The following is a 17,864-nucleotide window of genomic DNA, read 5'->3' on the forward strand; positions in this document are numbered from 1 at the left end:
AGGCGCGGCCTATGGCGGGACGTCCTTCGCCTGTCAAGGTGCGAGGCTTGACGGCGAACCGATTTCGCGAGATTGGCCGCTTGTGAGCAAAGCCCCCTCCCCGGCCGACATCGAGCGCGAGCGCCGCCTCGCCGAGGCGCTGCGCGCCAATTTGCGCAAACGCAAGGCGCAAGCACGCGATACCAAGGCCGAAAACCCGCCTAAAGACTGACGGTCACCGTCACCGCGTCGCCTTCGACGAGGCCTTCGGCCTTGCGGACAGCAGCTTTCACGGGGAGCAGCCAGCCGCCGCTTTCCCTGTGCGGGAAGACCGAGGTCTGCCAGCGCGTATCGCCGATCTGCACGTCGACGCGCGCCGAGCCGAATCCCTTGCGGCCGTCGAGCCATTGCCCCGAGATGGCGGCAAGGCGAATCCCATCCGCCGTCTCGCCCGCGATCGTCACGAAGAACCATGCGGCGGGCGCGGTCGCCGACTGCCAGCGCCAGAGCGGCGTCGTGGTCGTGAAGGCTTCCACCCCCTATTTCGCGGCGACGGGCCGCACAGGCACCGGGATGTTACAGATATCGGCCCCGCCCGCGGGTTTGATGAAGAAGGGATCCCGACGATTCGCCCGCGCGTCGGCGTAACGCGCGAAGCTGTCGCTTTCGGTCGAATGATATTCGAACTTCGGCTGCTGACCCGCAGGCAAGCTGTCAGCGAGCCGGATCGAGGCGATGGGTACACGCTTCTTTTCGTCCTCATAAAAGCCCAGCGCCCCCGTTCCGCGCGGCAGGCTCGACAGATGCTCGATCCCGCTGATCACGCGGCCAACAACCGCGATATTGCGATCGAGATGGCGCGGCGCATGACCGATGACGGCGTAGAGTTCGGCCCCCGCCCCCGTGTCCGGAGACATATTCCGCCCGACGCCAACGGCACCGTAACAATGGAGCGGCCATTCACGTGCATGATCAAAGGCAACCGGCCAGCCGCCGGAGAATCGGGTAAATTCGGCATAGCCGTCACCGCGCGGCGCATGCGGCGACGGCTTAGTACCACGAGCCGGCGTTTCGTGGATGACCAGCTGGCCCACAGGGACGGTGTAGTCCTGCTCCGGAACCGTCGCCAAGCCCGTCGGCAACGCTTTCTTCTCGGTCGCATCGCCCCATTGGGCGACATAATTGTCCTGCACCCGGTTGACGCTCGTCCCGTCCCACCAGTGGGCCGCCGCCAGCTTACGGATATTACCGATCCAGCCCTGGCTGAACGGCGCGGGCATCAGCTGGATCACGACGCGGCGTGGTTTGCCCGTCGCGTCCGGGGTGAGGTCCATCACCAGCAAATCCGAAGCCGCAATGGCGACCCAGTCGCTTGCCGGCGCTGATGCCGCAATTTCGCCCGGCGACGGCACCGGCGCCGGTTCTGCGGCATAAGCGGGAAGGACGAACGATGCGGCCGCCGCGGCCGTCAGAAGCAGGTGTCTCATGACCGATGTCTGCCACGCCCAATCGGCTTGCGAAACCCCCGCCAAGCGATTAGGGCGCGCGTTCCAGTGCATGCGGAGCGGTGGCCGAGTGGTCGAAGGCGCTCGCCTGGAAAGTGAGTATACGTCAAAAGCGTATCGAGGGTTCGAATCCCTCCCGCTCCGCCACCGGAAATAATTGAACGAAATGAAGCCCGGCCTGCCTCCTTCGGCGCGCACGACCCGTTTCGACCACCCAGAAAGTCCATCACGTATTAACCAACCCACGCTACAGTAGTAGTCGAACGCGGTTCGGGGCGGATTGTCGATGATCAACTTTATCAGAGCGCTTCGGCGCCGACGACTGCTCCTCCGGTTTCGCGCCTCGTCAGAACATGTCGTCCATATTTACGAGCGCCCCGGCGAGTGCCTGCCGCCGGACGATCTCGAACGGCTGATCGGCCAGTGCCGCATCGTCGTGCGTGCGTGTCTCGACGGACGCGATCTCGATTATGGCCTGTTCGCCCCGGACAGCAGCGCCTGGGCGCGCAGCGTCATCACGCTCGTCTGCCGGAGCGGCGACGGCGCGCCCGTCGCGTTCAACGCCATGCCCCAGCTTGCGGTCACGCGCGCAGGGCGCGAGGAGCATGTGTTGCATCTCGGGCTGGTGATGGTCGACCCGGCCGAGCGCAGCGGCGGACTGTCGTGGATTCTCTATGGCCTGACCTGCTTCGCTCTCTTCCTGCGCGGGGGGCTTCGTCCGCTGTGGGTCAGCAGCGTGACGCAGGTCCCGGCGGTCGTCGGCATGGTCGCCGAGACGTTCAACAATATCTATCCGGCGCAGCAGGGCACGCCCCAGAGTTTTGCGCACCGCCATCTCGCGCACCAGATCATGCAGCGCCACCGCGCCACCTTTGGCGTCGGCGAGGATGCGGGTTTCGACGCCGAACGCCAGGTGATCACCAACGCCTATACCGGCGGGTCGGACAATCTGAAGAAGAGCTTCGATATCGCGGCAAAGCACCGGATCGAAAGCTATAATGAATATTGCGCCGCTGCGCTCGACTATGGCCGCGGCGACGATGTGCTGCAGATCGGTACGATCGACCTTCGCGCCGGGCAGCGCTTCCTGTCGCGCAGCGTTCCGCGTAGCGCGCTGCCCCAGCTCGCGGTGCAGGCACTTGTCCTTGCAACCGGCGCGGTGATCGCGCCGCTGATCCAGTGGCTCGACGCGAGCACGCCCTTTGGACGATTGAGACCGGCCCGATGACCGACTTTGCCTATGCCGAGATGACCACCCGCAACCGTGGCTTCGTGACCGAAGCGGAGCAGGACAGGTTGCGCGCGGCCACCGTTTTCATTCCCGGCGTCGGCGGCATGGGCGGCGCGGCTTTCATGGCGCTCGTGCGCGCGGGCGTCGGGCGCTTCGTCATCGCCGACATCGACGTATTCGAGGTGTCGAATCTCAACCGCCAGCTATTCAGCCGCGCCGACACGATCGGCCGTCCCAAGGTGGAAGCCGCGCGCGATCTTGCGCTCGAGATCAACCCCGACCTCGTCATCGAGGCGCTGGGCGGCGAATGGACCGACGCGCTCGACCGCATCCTGCCCACCGCCGCGGTCGTCATCAACGGCACCGACGATGCCGCCGCGGGGGCGGAGCTTTATCGCAAGGCGCGGGCGCACGGGCGGACGTTGATCGACGCCTATGCCTCCCCCCTGCCCTCGGTCACGGTCGTGCGCCCGCACGATCCCCGGATCGAGGAGCGGCTGGGCTATCCGACCCGCGGCGTCGACTGGCGCGCCATCGACCGCGACATGGCGGTCGAGTGCCTGATGCGCGAGATCGAATATGTGCTGACGCACAGTTCGAGTCACAAATATGTCGACCTCGACGTCGCCGCCGAGGTTGCGGCAGGAAAAAGGTCGCGCTTCTCCTTTTCGACCATGGTCACCGAAGCGGGAACGATGATGGCCGAGGAAGCGATCCGCGTTATCCTCGCCCGCCCCGGCGGCACCGACTATCGCGGCTATTTCTTCAACCCGCATGCGGTGAAGATCGAAAAGCCGCTGCCCGCACCGGTGGCGGCGATGAAAGGCTGGCTGGTTCGCCGCTTCATGAAGAAGCTGATGGGATGACGCTGCCCGCCGCAACCTTGCTGACGCTGATCGCGCTTGCGGCAACGCTCGTCGCGCGGCGCGGGATCGCGGCCGCCGCACGGCGCTCGCCGGTCGCCGCGCGGCTGCGTCTGGTTTATGGGCTGACCGGGGTATTGTTGGCGCTGCGCCTGCTCTACACCGTCTGGCCCGTCGTGCCGGTCGCCGCCACCGTCATGATCGCCGCCGCCTGGTTGCCCGTGGCGGTACTCAAGCTCGCCGAGGAACTGGTGCGGCGTCACGCACCGCGCCTCGTCAAATTCGCCGCGCTCGGCGGCGCGCTTGCCTTCACCTTTCTTGCGGTCACGCTCGGGCTGGTCTGGAACGAAGCGGCGATCATCGCCCTCGCGGCTTTCCAGTCGCTCGCGATCGTCGCGGTGATCTCGCTGCTGCTCGGCGGACGGCATGATGTTTCGCTCGCCGAAAAGCAGGCGGCGGATCTGTTCACGGTCGCCCTGCTGCTCGCGATTCCGCTCGTCCTCACCGACTTCCAGCGCATCTTCCCCGATTTGCCGGTGCGCGGCGGCAGTTTCGCCGTGCTGATCCTCATAGTCGCGACGTCGCGGCTCGTCGCCGGCGAAGGACGGCCGCGGCAATTGTTCGCCGATATCGCGCTCGCGCTCGGCGGCGGCGGGATCGCCGCGCTCGCGCTGGCGGCGTTGCCGCTGGCGGGGGCGCAAGCGCTGCCTGTCGTTGCCTGCGCTATCGCCGGCGCCGCGCTGCTCCTGTTGATCGAGCGCTTCGCGCGCGACGACGCCTCCGCACCCGACCTGCTTTCGGCGCTCGCAGCATCGCCGCACCACCGCAGTGCGATGCTCGCGGCGCACCCGCTCCTCGATCGCGGCGTGGTGGTCGAAGGCGACGGGCTTGCCGATTATCCGCCCGCGCTCGTCGAACGGCTGGCCGAGCACCGGCTGGTGAGCGGCGCCATGGCGCGTCATGACCCGATGCTCGGCGAGGCCGCGCTAGACCTGCTTGGCCGCCACGCCGCGAGCCACCTCGTTCGGCTATCGCAGGACCCGCCGCGCTTTCTCGCGATCTCGGCCGGGGGCCTTGCCGAAACCGCGCTCGACGAGGAGCTGGAAATCGCCGCACGGCTGATCGAGGGGGCGGCATGAGCATCGAATTGCGCGCGGGCGATGTCGACGCCTTTTTCGAGGCACCCTTTCACGCCTATGATGCGTCGGTCGGTTACGTCTCACCACTCAAGAGCGACATCGTCCATATGCTGGACCGCGACAAGAACCCGCTATGGACCGTGGGCAATCCCTTTCGCTTCTGGACGGCGCATCGCGGCGGGCGCCCGATCGGACGCATCGTCGCACATGTCCATGGCCAGTCGAATAGGGCGCATGGCTGGAACCGCGCGCAATTCGGTTTCTTCGACTGTGCCGACGACACGGAAGCCGCTGCGGCATTGCTCGGCGCGGCGGAGGATTTCGCACGCGCGCAGGGCCTTTCCGAGCTGGCGGGCAATTTCAACCTCACCGCGATGCAGCAATGCGGGGTCATGACGGGCGGCTTCGGGCGCCGCGCCTATACCGACATGGTCGTCGGCGCGCCGCATGTCCCGCGCCTGCTCGAAGCCAATGGCTTCGAGGCGATATTCCCGATGACGACCTTTGAGCTCGATCTTGCGCGTGCCGCATTGCCCGACGAGGCCGCGGCGACGGGCGCCGCTTTCGGTTTCGCGCCGATCGAGAAGCGGAGCTTTCCCGAGCGGATGGAGGAAGCACGCGCGGTACTCAACGACGGCTTCGCCGATAATCCGATGTTCGTCCCGCTGACAGAAGCCGAGTTCCTGTTCCAAGCGGGCGAGATGAGCAGCATTCTCGACCCGCGGCTGTCGTCGGTGCTGGTCGAGGACGGACGCCCGGTCGGCACGATCATCTGCATTCCCGATCTCAACGGCTTCCTCGCAGCGACCCGCTCGCGCATCGGCCTTTCGACCCCCTGGCATTATCTGCGTTTTCGCCTGCGCCGTCGGCGCGCGGTGATCATTTTCTATTCGGTCGTGCGCGACCGCCACGGGCGCGGACTGATGGGCGCGATGCTCGCGCGCACGATCCGCCGCCTCCGCGAAGCGGGCTATGAACAGCTCGGCATCACCTGGATCGCCGACGCGAACAAGGCGAGCCTGCGGCAGATGGAAAAGCTCGGCGCCGAGCCGCTTCATCATCTGAATCTGTTCCGGAAGACATGGGCATGACCGAAGTTCCGCTTCGCCGTCTCGTCGAAGCCGCGATCGCGGCGCCCAGCGTCCATAACGTCCAGCCCGCGCGCTGGCGGATCGAAGGCGATGCGCTGCTCTTGCTTGAGGATATGTCGCGCCGGCTGGCGGTCGGCGATCCGACGGGCAATGACGCCGCGATCAGTCTCGGCGCCGCAGCAGAGGGGCTGCGCCTCGCGGCGTCGCGTGCGGGGCTGGCCGCAATCGAAAGCCGTTCGGAATTGCCCGCCGCCACCGGCGCGCTTCGCCCGGTCGCACGCTTTCGCTTCGAGCCGGGCGCAGCGAACGATCCGCTCGCCGAATGGCTCGAACAACGCGCATCGTGGCGGGGCAATTTCCTGCCCCCGACCGAAGCCGACCGGACCGCGGCGGCCACACTCGAAGCCGATGACGCGCGCGTCGCCACCGAGCCCGCCGCGTTAGCCGCGCTCGCGCGCGACTTCGACCGCGCGAGCTATGGCTTCACGCGCCGGAGCGACTTTCGCGGCGAGTTGCGCAGCTGGATGCGGCTTGGGCGCAGCCATCCGCTTTGGTCGCACGACGGCCTCAATGCCGACGCGATGGCGCTGTCGCGGGTCGAGGCACTGGGGGCCGGACTCGTCCTCGGCCCGCTGTTCGTATCGCTCGACAAGCTCGGACTCGCCCGCACCCTGCTTGCCGAGGGCGGCAAGGTCGAGCGTGGTGCGGCGGTCGTGCTCTTCCATCGGCCGGTGGATGAAGACCCCTATGAAAGCGGCCGTCATTTCCACCGCCTGTGGCTTGCGATCGAACGCGCGGGGTTCGGCGCCGCCGTGCTCGCGGCGCTCGCCGACGACCGCGAAGCCGCGCGCGAAATCATCGCCGCATACGGCATTCCGCCCGGGCGCCGGCTGGTCAGCGCCTTTCGCATCGGACGGCGTGCCGGTCCCGGCTATCCCCGCGCGCGCCTGCCGCTGTCCTCGGTACTCGTCTAAAGCAGCTTCAGATATTCGATGAGTGCCGCGCGTTCCGCGGGCGAGAGTTCGGCCCCGAACAGATGCCCGCCATTGCCGCGCCCGGGCTGGGTCGTTTCGGTCCAGCGCGGCACCGAATAGGGCCGGTAACCCGCCGGGTATCCGCCCCCCGGTGCAAGGCGCAGCCCCATCACGCCGAAGTCGAGCGCATGGCCACCGGCAAGGAAGCGCGGCGGCCGCTGCGCGGGATCGAGCAACGCCGCAAGGCTCGGCACCGAACCATTGTGCAGATAAGGCGCCGACGACCAGAGCCCGGCGAGCGGCGGGGCCGCGTAACCGCGCCCGGCGCGGACGTCGATCAGCGTGCGATATCCGGTCGCGTCGACCGCCTTGACGAGCCCCGCGTCGAACAGGCGCGCGCGCAGCGGGTCGGTGCCGACGTCGCCGACCCAGTTGGGGAAAGCGGCGAGCCGGGGTTTCTCGCCCTCGCGCCACTGATAGTCGCCGTGGCACGACGCGCAGCGCGCGGCATAGACGGCGGCCCCGCGCCGCGCGGCCGCATGATCGACCGAGCCCGGAAAGGGCTGCGGCTCATAACCGCGCAGCCATGCGAAGATCGCCTCGGTATCGCCAAGCCGATGCTGTGCCTTGTCGGGGTGAACCCCCATGCTCGGCACGGTGAAGAAGCTCGTGATCGCGGCGAGCGCGCGCAGCCGCTCAGGCGTCAGGTCGGCCTCGACGGTCGCACCGGGTTTCGTGCCGGGCACCGCATAGGCGCCGTCGGTGAGCAAGGCGTTTCGCCATTCGCGGCGGCCAAGCTCGGGAACAGACACCACCCCGTCGTCGCCCGGCCCGCCACCCGCGAGCGGCGCCCCGAGCGCATATTTCAGCGCCGCAACACCATTGGTGCTACCCGGAGCCCCGTTCGGAAAGGGCAGCGGACGTGGCTGCCCCCGAAGCGCGGCAAGCCGGCGCTTCGCAAGCGGCATGACGAGCCAGCGCAGGCTCTGCCGTTCACGCCAGCCCATCTCCGGATAGAGCGTCTCCGCCATCTCGAGCAAGGCGCCGGACCCCATATGGCGCCGCATCGCGTCATAGACCGCCTGCGTATAGGCTTCGAGATCGAGTGCGCCGTTCGGCGTGCCGAGCCAGGCGCGATCGGGCCGCGCAGCGCCCGCGACGTCATAGGTCACCCCGGCGTGGCAAGCAGCGCAGCCCAGATTGGCGACTTCGACCGTCGTGCCGCCGACGGGGGCGATCGAGCCGTGCGTGATCCCCAGCGGCTTGTCGCCGCCCCGCCAGACTATTCCCGGCGGCAGGTTGGCGATCCGGTCCGGAAAAAGAAAACCGAAACGCCGCAGCACGCGGCGCACGGTCGCCTGATCGGCGGCGGCCGACGGGTCTCGCTGCCGCTCGTCGAGCACGAGCGCTGCGGTGGCAAGCTTCCACGGGATCGCACTGCTGTCGAGCGATTCGACCGAAATGCCCCCGAATCCGGCGCCGAGAAAGGCGGCCGCCCCCCGCGTCGCGGCATCCGCGTCGGCGGCGAGAGCCGGACGCGAAACGGCTTCGCTTTCAGCGCTCGCCGTCAACCAGCCGGCCGCTGCGATGAGCAGGATTACGGCGAGCAGCCCCAGAAAGTAGCGAATGATATGTTTCATCATGTTCCCGGACTGCCCTGCAGCGTAGCGGTCCTGTAATGGACGATGCTTTGGAAATTTCTCGCTAATATTTCATATCAATTCAACGCAGCGCAAAGCAGATGCGCGTGCGCTGCCGACGCTCGGCCGACATGCGTTACCGGAAACGGTCGGACGGTTTCCGGGTCACGGCGCCCTTGTCAAAGGTCTGGCACCCCATTACGCCCTCGCGAACGCACCCTCCGGGACCCCCGACCAGCGGACGCCGCCACAAAAGATTGCTTCAGCTGAGCCCTGTTCCAGCCACTCCCTATGTCGACCAGCTCAGTATCGGGGCAGGACGCCGCGCGCTTGCGATCACCCTGGCTATCCTGATCCCCGCGCTCCTGCTGGTCATGCTGCTGTCTTTTGGCCCCGGAAAGCCGCCCAGCGTGCGCGATGAGCCCATCAGCGTGGTGAGCCTCTCGGCTACCGAGATTTCGGAAGAAGCGACCGAACCCGACAGCGCAGAGCAAAAGCAGGCCGACGACAAGCCCGTGTTACCGCAACCGGCGCCCGACCAGCCCCGGCCGCCGCAACCGCTGCCCCCGCCCCCGGTCGTCTCGAAGGCCGCGCCGCCCGTGGCACCGCCAAGCGAACAGCCGCCATCGCCCGCGGTCCCCAAGATCCTCCCGCGCCCGCCCGGCGGCGCCGTCTATGGACCGCCCGATACCAAACGCTCCTCCTCCTCGTCGTCCGGGGATACGGAACGGGTTGGTACGGCACCCAATGGCGAGCCGCTCTATGCCGCCTCCTGGTATCGCGAGCCGCGGGACGATGAGCTTCGCGGATATTTGTCCACCGCCAATGGACCCGGCTGGGGGCTGATCGCCTGCCGGACGGCGCCCGATTACCGGGTCGAGGATTGCGTCGGACTCGACGAATATCCGAACGGATCGCAGATCAATCGCGCGGTGCTCGCCGCTGCGTGGTCGTTCCAAGTGCGCCCTCCGCGGCGCGGTGGGCAGCCAATGGTGGGCGCCTGGGTCCGGATCCGGATCGATTATGGCACCAAGCGGCGACAGGGCCGGTGAAGACGGGCCGGATCGTGCGCGACTTTGGCGGCAGCATGATCGCCTAGGCGCGATTGCGCAGCGAAGTGGCTGCACCGACGCCTTTGATGCGGTAAGGAACCTGCATGTTGCTCGATCCGACTCGCCGCGACCGCCGCGTACCCGGCGACCGGGTGTCCATGACAGCCGGGCGGGTCTAGCGCCCGATGGCGGAATATGTCTTCAAGCCGCACGAACGCCCGACAATGCCGGGATCGCCGGCCAACCCCGAACACCCCACGCGGCGCATGGTGGTTTATTTCCTGATCGGCTGCCTGATCGGGATCACCGCCGGGCTCGGGAACGCGCTGATCGCGGTGAACCTCAATTTCGCGCAAGGAACGCTGGGGCTCAATAGCGACGAAAGCGCCTGGCTGACCGCCGCCTATTTCATGACCAACATCTCGGCGAACCTGCTGCTGATCAAATATCGCCAGCAATTCGGGCTCCAGCCGTTCATCCGCTATACGCTCGGCGCCTATGCCGTGACCGCATTGCTGCACCTGTTCGTCCATGATTTCTGGACGTCGGTAGCGGTCCGGGCGATGAGCGGGATCGCGACGAGCGGGCTGACCACGCTCACCATCCTCTATTTCTTCCAGGCACTCCCGGCGCCAAAGCGCCTCGCCGCGGTGATGATCGGGATCGGCATCCCCCAACTCGCGACGCCGCTCGCGCGCGTCCTGTCGCCGGGCCTGCTCGAATGGGGCGACTGGCACAATCTCTACTGGTTTGAATTCGGGCTGGCGCTCGCGACGCTGGCGGCCGTGATGGCGCAGCCGCTGCCGCCCAGCGAGCGGGAGAAGGTTTTCGAACCCGCCGACTTCCTGACCTTCGGCCTGCTCGCGCCGGGGCTGTGGCTGCTCATCGCGGTGCTATCCGAAGGGCGCATCCAATGGTGGACCGAACGCCCGTGGATCGGCTGGTCGCTGGCCGCAAGCGTCGCGCTGATCACCGCCGCGGTTCTCGTCGAACATCATCGCAAGAATCCGCTGATCAACACGCGCTGGCTCGGCACGCGCGAGATGCTGCGGCTGATGGCGATCGCGGCATCGGTGCGCATCCTCTTGTCCGAACAGGCGTTTGGATCGGTCGGGCTGCTCAGCGTCGTCGGCATGCTCAACGACCAGATGGTGACGCTGAACCTGATCATCATCCTCGCCTCGATCGCCGGCCTTGCGACGGCCGTGCTGACCTTTCGCCCCGCGCATCTGTCGCAGCCGATCATCATCGCCGTCGTGCTGATCGTGATCGCATCCTTCATGGATGCCAGCGCGACCAACCTCACCCGGCCCAGCCATTTCTATCTCAGCCAGGCACTGATCGGCTTTGCGTCGCTGCTGTTCCTCGCGCAGGCAATGGTCATCGGCATCGCGCGGACCCTGCTCGCCGGGGGCAAGAATTTCGTCAGCTTCATCGTGCTGTTCAGCCTCAGCCAGAGTATCGGCGGCCTCGTCGGCGGGACGCTGCTCGGGACGTTCCAGACGGTCCGTGAGAAAGTTCATTCACACGAGCTTGTGCAGAATATCGTCGCGTCCGATCCGCTGGTCGCCGCCCGGCTCGGTGCGGGGAGCCGCGCGGTCGCGGGGACGGTCGGCGACCCGGTGCTGCGCAATGCGGAAGGCGTAGCGCTGCTCAGCCAGCAGGTCACGCGCGAGGCGCATATCCTCGCGTATAACGACGTATTCCTGCTCGTCGGCGTGCTCGCGATCCTGGCCACGATCTGGGGTTTCATGATCAGCCGGTCGATCCGTCGACGGAACGAACCGTCACCGGTGATATTATTGGTCCAGCGCCTGCAATCACAGGCCCAACCGCAAGCTCAGCAGGGGCAATGACATGAGCGACAAAAAAACCGGCGCACCAGAACCCGCGCCGGAACCCGATCCCCAGGTCGATCCGTCACCCTCGTCATGGCACCCCCCCGCCAAGTCGCGCGCGACCGTGGTCGTCATCGTTACAGTTGCGGTGCTCGCGATCCTCGCGATCCTCTACGCCTGGAACCTTCCCCCTTTCTCGGGCTGGTCGGAAAAGACCGACAACGCTTATGTCCGCGGCCGCGTGACGATCATCAGCCCGCAGGTCAGCGGTTATGTCACCAGCGTCGCCGTGCAGGACTTCGCCGAGGTGAAGGCGGGGCATGTGCTCGCGACGATCGACGACCGCATCTACCGCGCACGCGTCGCGCAGGCCGAGGCCAATGTCGCGGCGCAGGAAGCCTCGCTCGCCAATTCGGCGCAGGCGCAGCGATCGCGCGAGGTCGCGACCGAAAGCCAGAATGCCGGGATCGCCAACGCGCAGGCGCAGCTCGCCAAGGCCGAAGCCGACATGCGCCGCGCCCGCGCACTCGTCGCCGACGGATCGATCTCGACCCGCGAATATGACCAGACGCGCGCGGCGCTGCTCGCGGCGCAGGCGGGACTCCAGCAGGCCCGCGCCAGCCGGGCGATCGGCACGCAGGATGTCCGCACCGTCGTCGTCGGGCGCGCGGGGCTCGAAGCCGCGGTCGCCTCGGCGAAAGCGCAGCTCCGCCTCGCACAGATCGACCTCGACAACACCGTCATCCGCGCGCCGGCCGACGGGCAATTGTCCGAAATCGGTGTGCGTCAGGGCGCCTATGTCACCGCAGGCACGCAATTGCTGTCGATCGTCCCGCACAAGGTCTGGGTCATCGCCAATTTCAAGGAAGCGCAGACGCGCGATATGGCGGTGGGCCAGCCGGTGCGGTTCCGCGTCGACGCGCTCGGCGGCGCCGAACTGACCGGGCGCGTCGAAAATCTGTCGCCCGCTGCCGGGTCCGAATTTGCGGTGCTGAAGGCCGACAATGCCACCGGCAATTTCGTCAAGGTGGCGCAGCGGATCGCGGTGCGTATCGCGATCGATCGCGATCAAACGCTGGCCAAGCGGCTGCGGCCCGGCATGTCGGTCGAGGTGCGCGTCGATACGCGCGGCGGGTCGCGGCGATGAAGGCGTCGCCTCTCGCGCTGGCGCTCCTCGCGACGGCGCTATCCGCTTGCGCCGGTCCCAAGGTCTCGACAGTTGACGTGCCGCCGGTCGCCCCCCCGGTCGCATGGCGAACCGATGCGAGCACCGGAACGCTGCTGCAACGCGACTGGTGGCGATCCTTCGGCGACCCGGCACTCGCCGCACTTGTCGACAAGGCGCTCGCGAACAACAGCGACATTGCGATCGCCGCGGCGCGCGTGCGCGAGGCGCGCGCCAATCTCGCGCTCGCACGCGCGCAGACGCTGCCGAGCATCGACGCAACCCTCAGCGGCGGGCGATCGCGGTCGGTCAATGCCTTCGGCCAGCCCTCCGAACAGAATTTTGCGCAGCCGCAGCTCCAGGTTGCCTATGAAGTCGACCTGTTCGGCCGCCTCGCCGACCAGCAATCCGCGGCGCGCGATTCCTATTTTGCCAGCGAGGCGGCGCATGACGCGGCGCAGCTCTCGGTCGCCGCTGCCGTCGCCGCCAACTATGTCACCTTGCGCGGTCTCGACGCCCGGCTGGCGGTCGCGCGCGCGACGGTGCAAGCGCGGTCCGAATCGCTGCGGATCGCGAAATCGCGCGTCGGGGCGGGTTATTCGCCCAAGCTCGAACTCCAGCAGGCGCAGGCCGAATATGACGCAACCGCGCAGATCGTGCCGCAGATCGAACTGGCGATCGCGCGGGTCGAGGACGGGTTGAGCCTGCTGGTCGGCGATACACCGCAGGCGATCGGGCGCGGTGCCGAACTCGGCGGGATGATCGTTCCCGCGGTGCCGGGCGACCTGCCGTCAGACCTGCTCCGCCGCCGGCCCGACGTCGCGCAGGCCGAATATCAGCTCGCGGCAACCGACAAGAATCTGGCCGCGGCGCGCAAACGCTTCCTGCCGCAACTCCGCCTGAACGCGACCGCAGGCGCGGCCTTTTCGACCCTGCTCGCCGACCCGATCTCGATCTGGTCGATCGGCGGCAGCATTTTGGCACCAATCTTCCAGGGCGGCCGGTTGACCGCGCAGGCCGACGCTGCGGGCGCGCAGCGCGATCAGGCGGCTTTCGCCTATCGCCGTACCGCGCTGACCGCGTTTCGCGAGGTCGAGGATGCGCTCGCGGCGGTCCGCCGGATCGACGAGCAGCTCCTGTTCGCACAGTCACAACGCGATGCGCTCGCGGAAGGCCTTCGCCTCGCCACCAATCGCTACCGCGAAGGCTATTCGCCCTATCTCGAACAACTCGACGCCCAGCGCGGCCTGCTCGGCGCCGAATTGTCGTTGATCCAGCTTCGCGCCGACGCGCTTACCGCCCGCGTCCAGCTTTTCCAGGCGATGGGCGGCGGATGGACGATGTCCCAAACCGGCGCGCCGGACTGATCGGCGCGCGACGCGTTCGCGGCGATTTTCCTGTTCGGAGGAAGGAATAAAATCCGGGGTTTCCGGCCCTGCGAAACGCGTCGGAGGGAAATGGCGCACCCGGAACGATTCGAACGTCCGACCCTCAGATTCGTAGTCTGATGCTCTATCCAGCTGAGCTACGGGTGCGTGGAGAGGCGCCTTTAAGACTCACTGCGCGGGGGCGCAACCCCCTATTTCAGCTTTGTGACCGTTCCGCACGACGATTGGCGGCGGATCGCGTCGAGCGCGCCGATTTCTGCGGGGTCTTTCAGCAAAATCCGGACGAGCGCGATGCCATGATCATGGTTGGTGCGGACGATTTCGGCGCCTTTCGGTACCGCCTGCCCCGGCCGGGCGACGATGATTCGGAACGGCTTGCCTCCCGCTTCGACATCATTGCGCACAAAAATCACGTCGGTCGCGGCGTCGAAGATGCTGAGCGAGCTGTAACGGCCGGGCACCGGGGTGACGTCAATCGCGATCGGGCCGTCTGAGATATTATAGGGACAGCTCGAATAGGCGAGATCGGGGCTTGGCCGCACGACCGGCTGTCGCGCGGGCGTCGCGAGATTGCCATAGGACATGGTGTTGACGCCCCCCTGCCCCAGCCGCTCGATCGCGACATTCATCAGGCCATAGGGAATCGCCCGGATCGCCGCATAGGCGGTGAATCCGGCGACGATCAGGCCGAAGGCGAGCGGGCCGAGCCAGTTTCGCATCTCAGCAGCCCTCCTTCACAATTTTCGGGAGTACCGCCTTCGCGGGGGCGGCGCGGAACGCCTTGCCGGGATTGTACATGCGCAAAGTCAGGTGGAACGGCTGGCCCTTGGTTCCGGGCAACCACGCGCCCTCGGCAGGCCTTGTCGGCGCGATGGTCACGCGCCATTCGCCTTTGGCATCGAGCGCGACATTGGCGCCGTTCACCGACCAGCTGTTCGCGGGATTGGCGACGAGATAGCCCGCCTCGTCATAGATGGTGACGCTCCACCAGCGCGCGTCGAGCGGCGTGCCCGAGAGGCTGTAGCGGCAATTGCCGTCGAGCGCCGCACCCGCAGCATCGCTCTTCGCCGACCAATAGACGGTTTCCTTCGCCGGGAGCGCGAGCAGCCCCGCACGCGCCACCGCGGCGCGGGTTACCGGATCGGTAGCCTTGGTGCCGTAGCCGAGCGACGTCGTCCACGGTCCATTGGCGATCTGGCCATCCTGCAACCCACCGCGGGTGAGCGCCCAGGCAGCGCCGAGCCCCACCGCCAATCCGCCCACCAAGGTGATCGTATAGCGGTGCCAGCCCTTCATGCGCGTTCCCCCCGGTTATTTGCCCTTTTTCAGCGCAGCCTGAGCGGCCGCGAGCCGGGCGATGGGGACACGGTAGGGCGACGCGCTGACATAGTCGAGGCCCGTCTGTTCGCAGAAGTGGATGCTCGGCGCGTCGCCGCCATGCTCGCCGCAAATGCCCAGCTTGACGTTGGAACGCGTCTTGCGGCCGCGATCCGCCGCGATCTCGATGAGTTGCCCCACGCCCTCGACATCAAGGCTCACGAACGGATCGGTCAGGAAGATGCCCTTGTCGACATATTGCGTCAGGAAACGCCCCGCGTCGTCGCGGCTGATGCCGATCGTCGTCTGGGTGAGGTCGTTGGTACCGAAACTGAAGAACTCCGCCGATTCTGCGATCTCGCCCGCCATCAGCGCGGCGCGCGGCAGTTCGATCATCGTACCGACCAGATACGCGATCTCGCGGCCCTTTTCGGCGAAGACCGCCTTCGCCTGTGCGTCGACGACCGCCTTCATCAGGTCGAACTCGCGGCGCGTCGCAACGAGCGGGATCATCACTTCGGGGATCGGCGCAGCGCCCGTTTCGGCGGCGACGTCGCACGCCGCCTCGAAGATCGCGCGCGCCTGCATCTCGTAGATTTCGGGATAGGTGACGCCGAGGCGGCAGCCACGATGGCCGAGCATCGGGTTGAATTCGTGCAGCTCGTTCGCGCGCGCCTTCAGCGCCTCGATGCCGACACCCGCGGCCGCGGCGACATCGGCAAAATCTTCTTCGCGCGTCGGCAAAAACTCGTGGAGCGGCGGGTCGAGCAGGCGGATGGTGACCGGCAGCCCTGCCATCACCCCGAAGATCGCGGCAAAATCGCCGCGCTGTTCGGGCAGCAGCTTGGCGAGCGCGGCACGGCGCCCGGCTTCGCTGTCGGCGAGGATCATCTCGCGCACCGCGGTGATGCGTGCAGCGTCGAAGAACATATGCTCGGTGCGGCAAAGCCCGATGCCCTCGGCGCCGAAATCGCGCGCGACCTGCGCGTCCTGGGGGGTTTCGGCGTTGGCGCGCACCTTCATGCGGCGGACCTTGTCGGCCCACGCCATCAGCGTGCCGAAATCGCCGACGAGTTCGGGGAGCAAGGTCTTGACCTCACCCGCCATCACTTCGCCGGTCGACCCGTCGAGGGTCAGGATATCGCCTTCGCGCAGTTCGCGCCCGCCGACGCGCAGCACGCGCGCAGCACCGTCGATCGACAGCCCGCCCGCGCCCGAGACGCAGGGGCGGCCCATGCCGCGCGCGACGACCGCTGCGTGGCTGGTCATCCCGCCACGCGCGGTCAAAATGCCCTTGGCGGCGTGCATCCCGTGAATGTCTTCGGGCGAGGTCTCGACGCGGACGAGGATCACCGCCTCACCCATTTCGGCCGCTTTTTCAGCGTCATCGGCGGTGAACATGATCTTGCCCGACGCCGCGCCGGGGCTGGCGGGAAGCCCCTTGGTCAGCACATCGCGCGGTGCATTCGGGTCGAGCGTCGGGTGGAGCAGCTGGTCGAGCGCGCCCGGATCGACGCGGCCGACGGCTTCCTCTTCGGTGATCAGCCCTTCGGCCGCCATTTCGACCGCGATCCGCAGCGCCGCCTTCGCGGTGCGCTTGCCCGAACGCGTCTGCAGCATCCAGAGCGTCCCGCGTTCGACGGTGAATTCGATGTCCTGCATGTCGCGATAGTGCGTTTCGAGCGTGTCGAAGACGCGGCCGAGCTCGATGAAGGTCTCGGGCATCGCCTCTTCCATCGACGCCGGCTTGGCACCTGCCTTTTCGCGCGCGATCTTGGTGAGATATTGCGGCGTGCGGATGCCCGCAACGACATCCTCGCCCTGCGCGTTGATCAGCCATTCGCCGTACCATGCGCGTTCGCCGGTCGCGGGATCGCGCGTGAAGGCGACGCCGGTCGCCGAGGTGTCGCCCATATTGCCGAACACCATCGCCTGGATGTTGACCGCGGTACCCCATTCGGCGGGGATCGAATTCAGGCGGCGATAGACCTTCGCGCGGTCGCTTTCCCAGCTCGCGAACACCGCGCCGACCGCACCCCACAGCTGGTCGTTCGGCTCCTGCGGGAAGGGCGCGCCGGTCTCGCGCTCGACGATCGCCTGATATTCCTTGACCAGCGCCTGCCAGTCTTCAGCCGACATCTCGGTGTCGAGGTAGAAGCCCCTGTCTTCCTTGGCAATTTCCAGTGCCTCCTCGAACTCGGCATGGTCGAGACCCATCACGACGTCGGCGTACATCTGGACGAAGCGGCGATAGCTGTCCCACGCGAAGCGCGGGTCGCCCGACGCGTCGGACAGGCCGACGACGGTCTTGTCGTTGAGCCCGAGGTTGAGGACGGTGTCCATCATCCCCGGCATCGACACACGCGCACCCGACCGGACAGAGACCAGCAGCGGGTCCGCCGCATCGCCGAACTTCTTGCCCGTGATGCCTTCGATATGCGCGATACCCGCCGCGACTTCCTCGATCAGGCCCGCGGGAAATTGTTCGCCATTGGCGTAATAAGCGGTGCAGACGTCGGTGGTGATCGTAAAGCCCGGGGGCACCGGCAGGCCGATCGAGGCCATTTCGGCGAGGTTGGAACCCTTGCCGCCCAGCAATTCCTTCGAACGCTCGGCCGTCGTGGCCGCGCCGCCGAACAAATGCACCATCTTCGTCATCATATGCTCCTGCTGCCCCGGGGA

The 17,864-nt window shown here is 67.0% G+C and carries 16 protein-coding genes and 2 tRNA genes; 11 read left to right on the top strand and 7 right to left on the bottom strand.

What is annotated here, in order from left to right; all coding sequences use genetic code 11:
* Positions 1-82 precede the first annotated feature (82 nt).
* Positions 83-211, top strand: a complete 129-nt coding sequence (locus tag VGN62_RS16245; protein WP_327455767.1) for a hypothetical protein — start codon at positions 83-85, stop codon at positions 209-211.
* On the opposite strand, the gene VGN62_RS16250 is transcribed toward VGN62_RS16245, so the two are convergent.
* Both VGN62_RS16250 and VGN62_RS16255 read right to left on the bottom strand, forming a co-directional pair.
* Entirely contained in the window at positions 201-515 is a 315-nt protein-coding gene (locus tag VGN62_RS16250) for a DUF1905 domain-containing protein (protein WP_327455769.1), read from the bottom strand. The two genes, VGN62_RS16245 and VGN62_RS16250, sit on opposite strands and share 11 nt — an antisense overlap.
* A gap of 3 nt (positions 516-518) precedes the next feature.
* Positions 519-1,466: a peptidylprolyl isomerase gene (locus VGN62_RS16255; protein ID WP_327455771.1), complete on the bottom strand. Its 948-nt coding sequence runs from the start codon at positions 1,464-1,466 to the stop codon at positions 519-521.
* 74 nt (positions 1,467-1,540) lie between these two features.
* On the opposite strand from VGN62_RS16255, the gene VGN62_RS16260 reads away from it, so the two are divergent.
* The 6 genes from VGN62_RS16260 (at position 1,541) to VGN62_RS16285 (ending at position 6,782) form a co-directional block, all read left to right on the top strand.
* Positions 1,541-1,631, top strand: a tRNA-Ser gene (locus VGN62_RS16260).
* A gap of 139 nt (positions 1,632-1,770) precedes the next feature.
* Entirely contained in the window at positions 1,771-2,712 is a 942-nt protein-coding gene (locus VGN62_RS16265) for a hypothetical protein (protein WP_327455773.1), read from the top strand.
* Positions 2,709-3,581 (top strand): ThiF family adenylyltransferase, encoded by an 873-nt coding sequence (locus tag VGN62_RS16270; RefSeq protein WP_327455775.1) that lies wholly within the window; start codon positions 2,709-2,711, stop codon positions 3,579-3,581. Before VGN62_RS16265 ends, VGN62_RS16270 begins: the two co-directional genes overlap by 4 nt.
* Positions 3,578-4,717, top strand: a complete 1,140-nt coding sequence (locus tag VGN62_RS16275; protein WP_327455777.1) for a hypothetical protein — start codon at positions 3,578-3,580, stop codon at positions 4,715-4,717. Before VGN62_RS16270 ends, VGN62_RS16275 begins: the two co-directional genes overlap by 4 nt.
* The gene (locus VGN62_RS16280; protein WP_327455779.1) at positions 4,714-5,808 is read left to right on the top strand and encodes a GNAT family N-acetyltransferase; all 1,095 of its coding nucleotides are present in this window, start codon (positions 4,714-4,716) and stop codon (positions 5,806-5,808) included. Before VGN62_RS16275 ends, VGN62_RS16280 begins: the two co-directional genes overlap by 4 nt.
* The gene (locus tag VGN62_RS16285; RefSeq protein ID WP_327455781.1) at positions 5,805-6,782 is read left to right on the top strand and encodes a hypothetical protein; all 978 of its coding nucleotides are present in this window, start codon (positions 5,805-5,807) and stop codon (positions 6,780-6,782) included. Before VGN62_RS16280 ends, VGN62_RS16285 begins: the two co-directional genes overlap by 4 nt.
* Here VGN62_RS16285 and VGN62_RS16290 read toward each other — a convergent pair.
* On the bottom strand, positions 6,779-8,422 hold the full coding sequence (locus VGN62_RS16290) for a cytochrome c (RefSeq protein WP_327455783.1): 1,644 nt from the start codon (positions 8,420-8,422) through the stop codon (positions 6,779-6,781). The genes VGN62_RS16285 and VGN62_RS16290 overlap by 4 nt on opposite strands.
* Before the next feature lie 257 nt (positions 8,423-8,679).
* On the opposite strand from VGN62_RS16290, the gene VGN62_RS16295 reads away from it, so the two are divergent.
* The 4 genes from VGN62_RS16295 to VGN62_RS16310 all read left to right on the top strand — a co-directional run bounded on the left by VGN62_RS16295 (position 8,680) and on the right by VGN62_RS16310 (position 13,844).
* The gene (locus VGN62_RS16295; protein ID WP_327455785.1) at positions 8,680-9,474 is read left to right on the top strand and encodes a hypothetical protein; all 795 of its coding nucleotides are present in this window, start codon (positions 8,680-8,682) and stop codon (positions 9,472-9,474) included.
* A 185-nt stretch (positions 9,475-9,659) separates the two neighbouring features.
* Positions 9,660-11,330 carry an MFS transporter gene (locus tag VGN62_RS16300; RefSeq protein WP_327455787.1) on the top strand — a complete coding sequence of 557 codons (1,671 nt, stop codon included), beginning with the start codon at positions 9,660-9,662 and terminating at the stop codon, positions 11,328-11,330.
* A 1-nt stretch (position 11,331) separates the two neighbouring features.
* Entirely contained in the window at positions 11,332-12,459 is a 1,128-nt protein-coding gene (locus VGN62_RS16305) for an HlyD family secretion protein (protein ID WP_327455789.1), read from the top strand.
* Positions 12,456-13,844 (top strand): efflux transporter outer membrane subunit, encoded by a 1,389-nt coding sequence (locus VGN62_RS16310; RefSeq protein ID WP_327455791.1) that lies wholly within the window; start codon positions 12,456-12,458, stop codon positions 13,842-13,844. The genes VGN62_RS16305 and VGN62_RS16310 overlap by 4 nt, the downstream gene beginning before the upstream one ends.
* Positions 13,845-13,935: 91 nt before the next feature.
* Here the strand turns inward: VGN62_RS16310 and VGN62_RS16315 are convergent.
* The 4 genes from VGN62_RS16315 to ppdK all read right to left on the bottom strand — a co-directional run bounded on the left by VGN62_RS16315 (position 13,936) and on the right by ppdK (position 17,840).
* Positions 13,936-14,012, bottom strand: a tRNA-Arg gene (locus VGN62_RS16315).
* 44 nt (positions 14,013-14,056) lie between these two features.
* Entirely contained in the window at positions 14,057-14,584 is a 528-nt protein-coding gene (locus tag VGN62_RS16320; RefSeq protein WP_327455793.1) for a DUF1254 domain-containing protein, read from the bottom strand.
* Position 14,585: 1 nt separating this feature from the next.
* Complete coding sequence (locus tag VGN62_RS16325; RefSeq protein WP_327455795.1) at positions 14,586-15,161, bottom strand: DUF1214 domain-containing protein; 576 nt, start codon at positions 15,159-15,161, stop codon at positions 14,586-14,588.
* A gap of 15 nt (positions 15,162-15,176) precedes the next feature.
* Positions 15,177-17,840, bottom strand: coding sequence for a pyruvate, phosphate dikinase (gene ppdK / locus VGN62_RS16330; protein WP_327455797.1), 2,664 nt, complete (start codon positions 17,838-17,840; stop codon positions 15,177-15,179).
* Positions 17,841-17,864: the final 24 nt, after the last annotated feature.

Origin of the sequence: Sphingopyxis sp., from assembly GCF_035998905.1 — a bacterium.
GTDB lineage: Bacteria > Pseudomonadota > Alphaproteobacteria > Sphingomonadales > Sphingomonadaceae > Sphingopyxis.

Excerpts from the sequence above, each read along its gene's own strand:
- VGN62_RS16325 (WP_327455795.1), bottom strand. The coding sequence starts at position 15,161 with ATGAAGGGCTGGCACCGCTATACGATCACCTTGGTGGGCGGATTGGCG.
- ppdK (WP_327455797.1), bottom strand. The coding sequence starts at position 17,840 with ATGACGAAGATGGTGCATTTGTTCGGCGGCGCGGCCACGACGGCCGAG.
- VGN62_RS16320 (WP_327455793.1), bottom strand. The coding sequence starts at position 14,584 with ATGCGAAACTGGCTCGGCCCGCTCGCCTTCGGCCTGATCGTCGCCGGA.
- VGN62_RS16305 (WP_327455789.1), top strand. The coding sequence starts at position 11,332 with ATGAGCGACAAAAAAACCGGCGCACCAGAACCCGCGCCGGAACCCGAT.
- VGN62_RS16280 (WP_327455779.1), top strand. The coding sequence starts at position 4,714 with ATGAGCATCGAATTGCGCGCGGGCGATGTCGACGCCTTTTTCGAGGCA.
- VGN62_RS16300 (WP_327455787.1), top strand. The coding sequence starts at position 9,660 with ATGGCGGAATATGTCTTCAAGCCGCACGAACGCCCGACAATGCCGGGA.
- VGN62_RS16310 (WP_327455791.1), top strand. The coding sequence starts at position 12,456 with ATGAAGGCGTCGCCTCTCGCGCTGGCGCTCCTCGCGACGGCGCTATCC.
- VGN62_RS16265 (WP_327455773.1), top strand. The coding sequence starts at position 1,771 with ATGATCAACTTTATCAGAGCGCTTCGGCGCCGACGACTGCTCCTCCGG.
- VGN62_RS16270 (WP_327455775.1), top strand. The coding sequence starts at position 2,709 with ATGACCGACTTTGCCTATGCCGAGATGACCACCCGCAACCGTGGCTTC.
- VGN62_RS16275 (WP_327455777.1), top strand. The coding sequence starts at position 3,578 with ATGACGCTGCCCGCCGCAACCTTGCTGACGCTGATCGCGCTTGCGGCA.
- VGN62_RS16285 (WP_327455781.1), top strand. The coding sequence starts at position 5,805 with ATGACCGAAGTTCCGCTTCGCCGTCTCGTCGAAGCCGCGATCGCGGCG.
- VGN62_RS16290 (WP_327455783.1), bottom strand. The coding sequence starts at position 8,422 with ATGAAACATATCATTCGCTACTTTCTGGGGCTGCTCGCCGTAATCCTG.
- VGN62_RS16255 (WP_327455771.1), bottom strand. The coding sequence starts at position 1,466 with ATGAGACACCTGCTTCTGACGGCCGCGGCGGCCGCATCGTTCGTCCTT.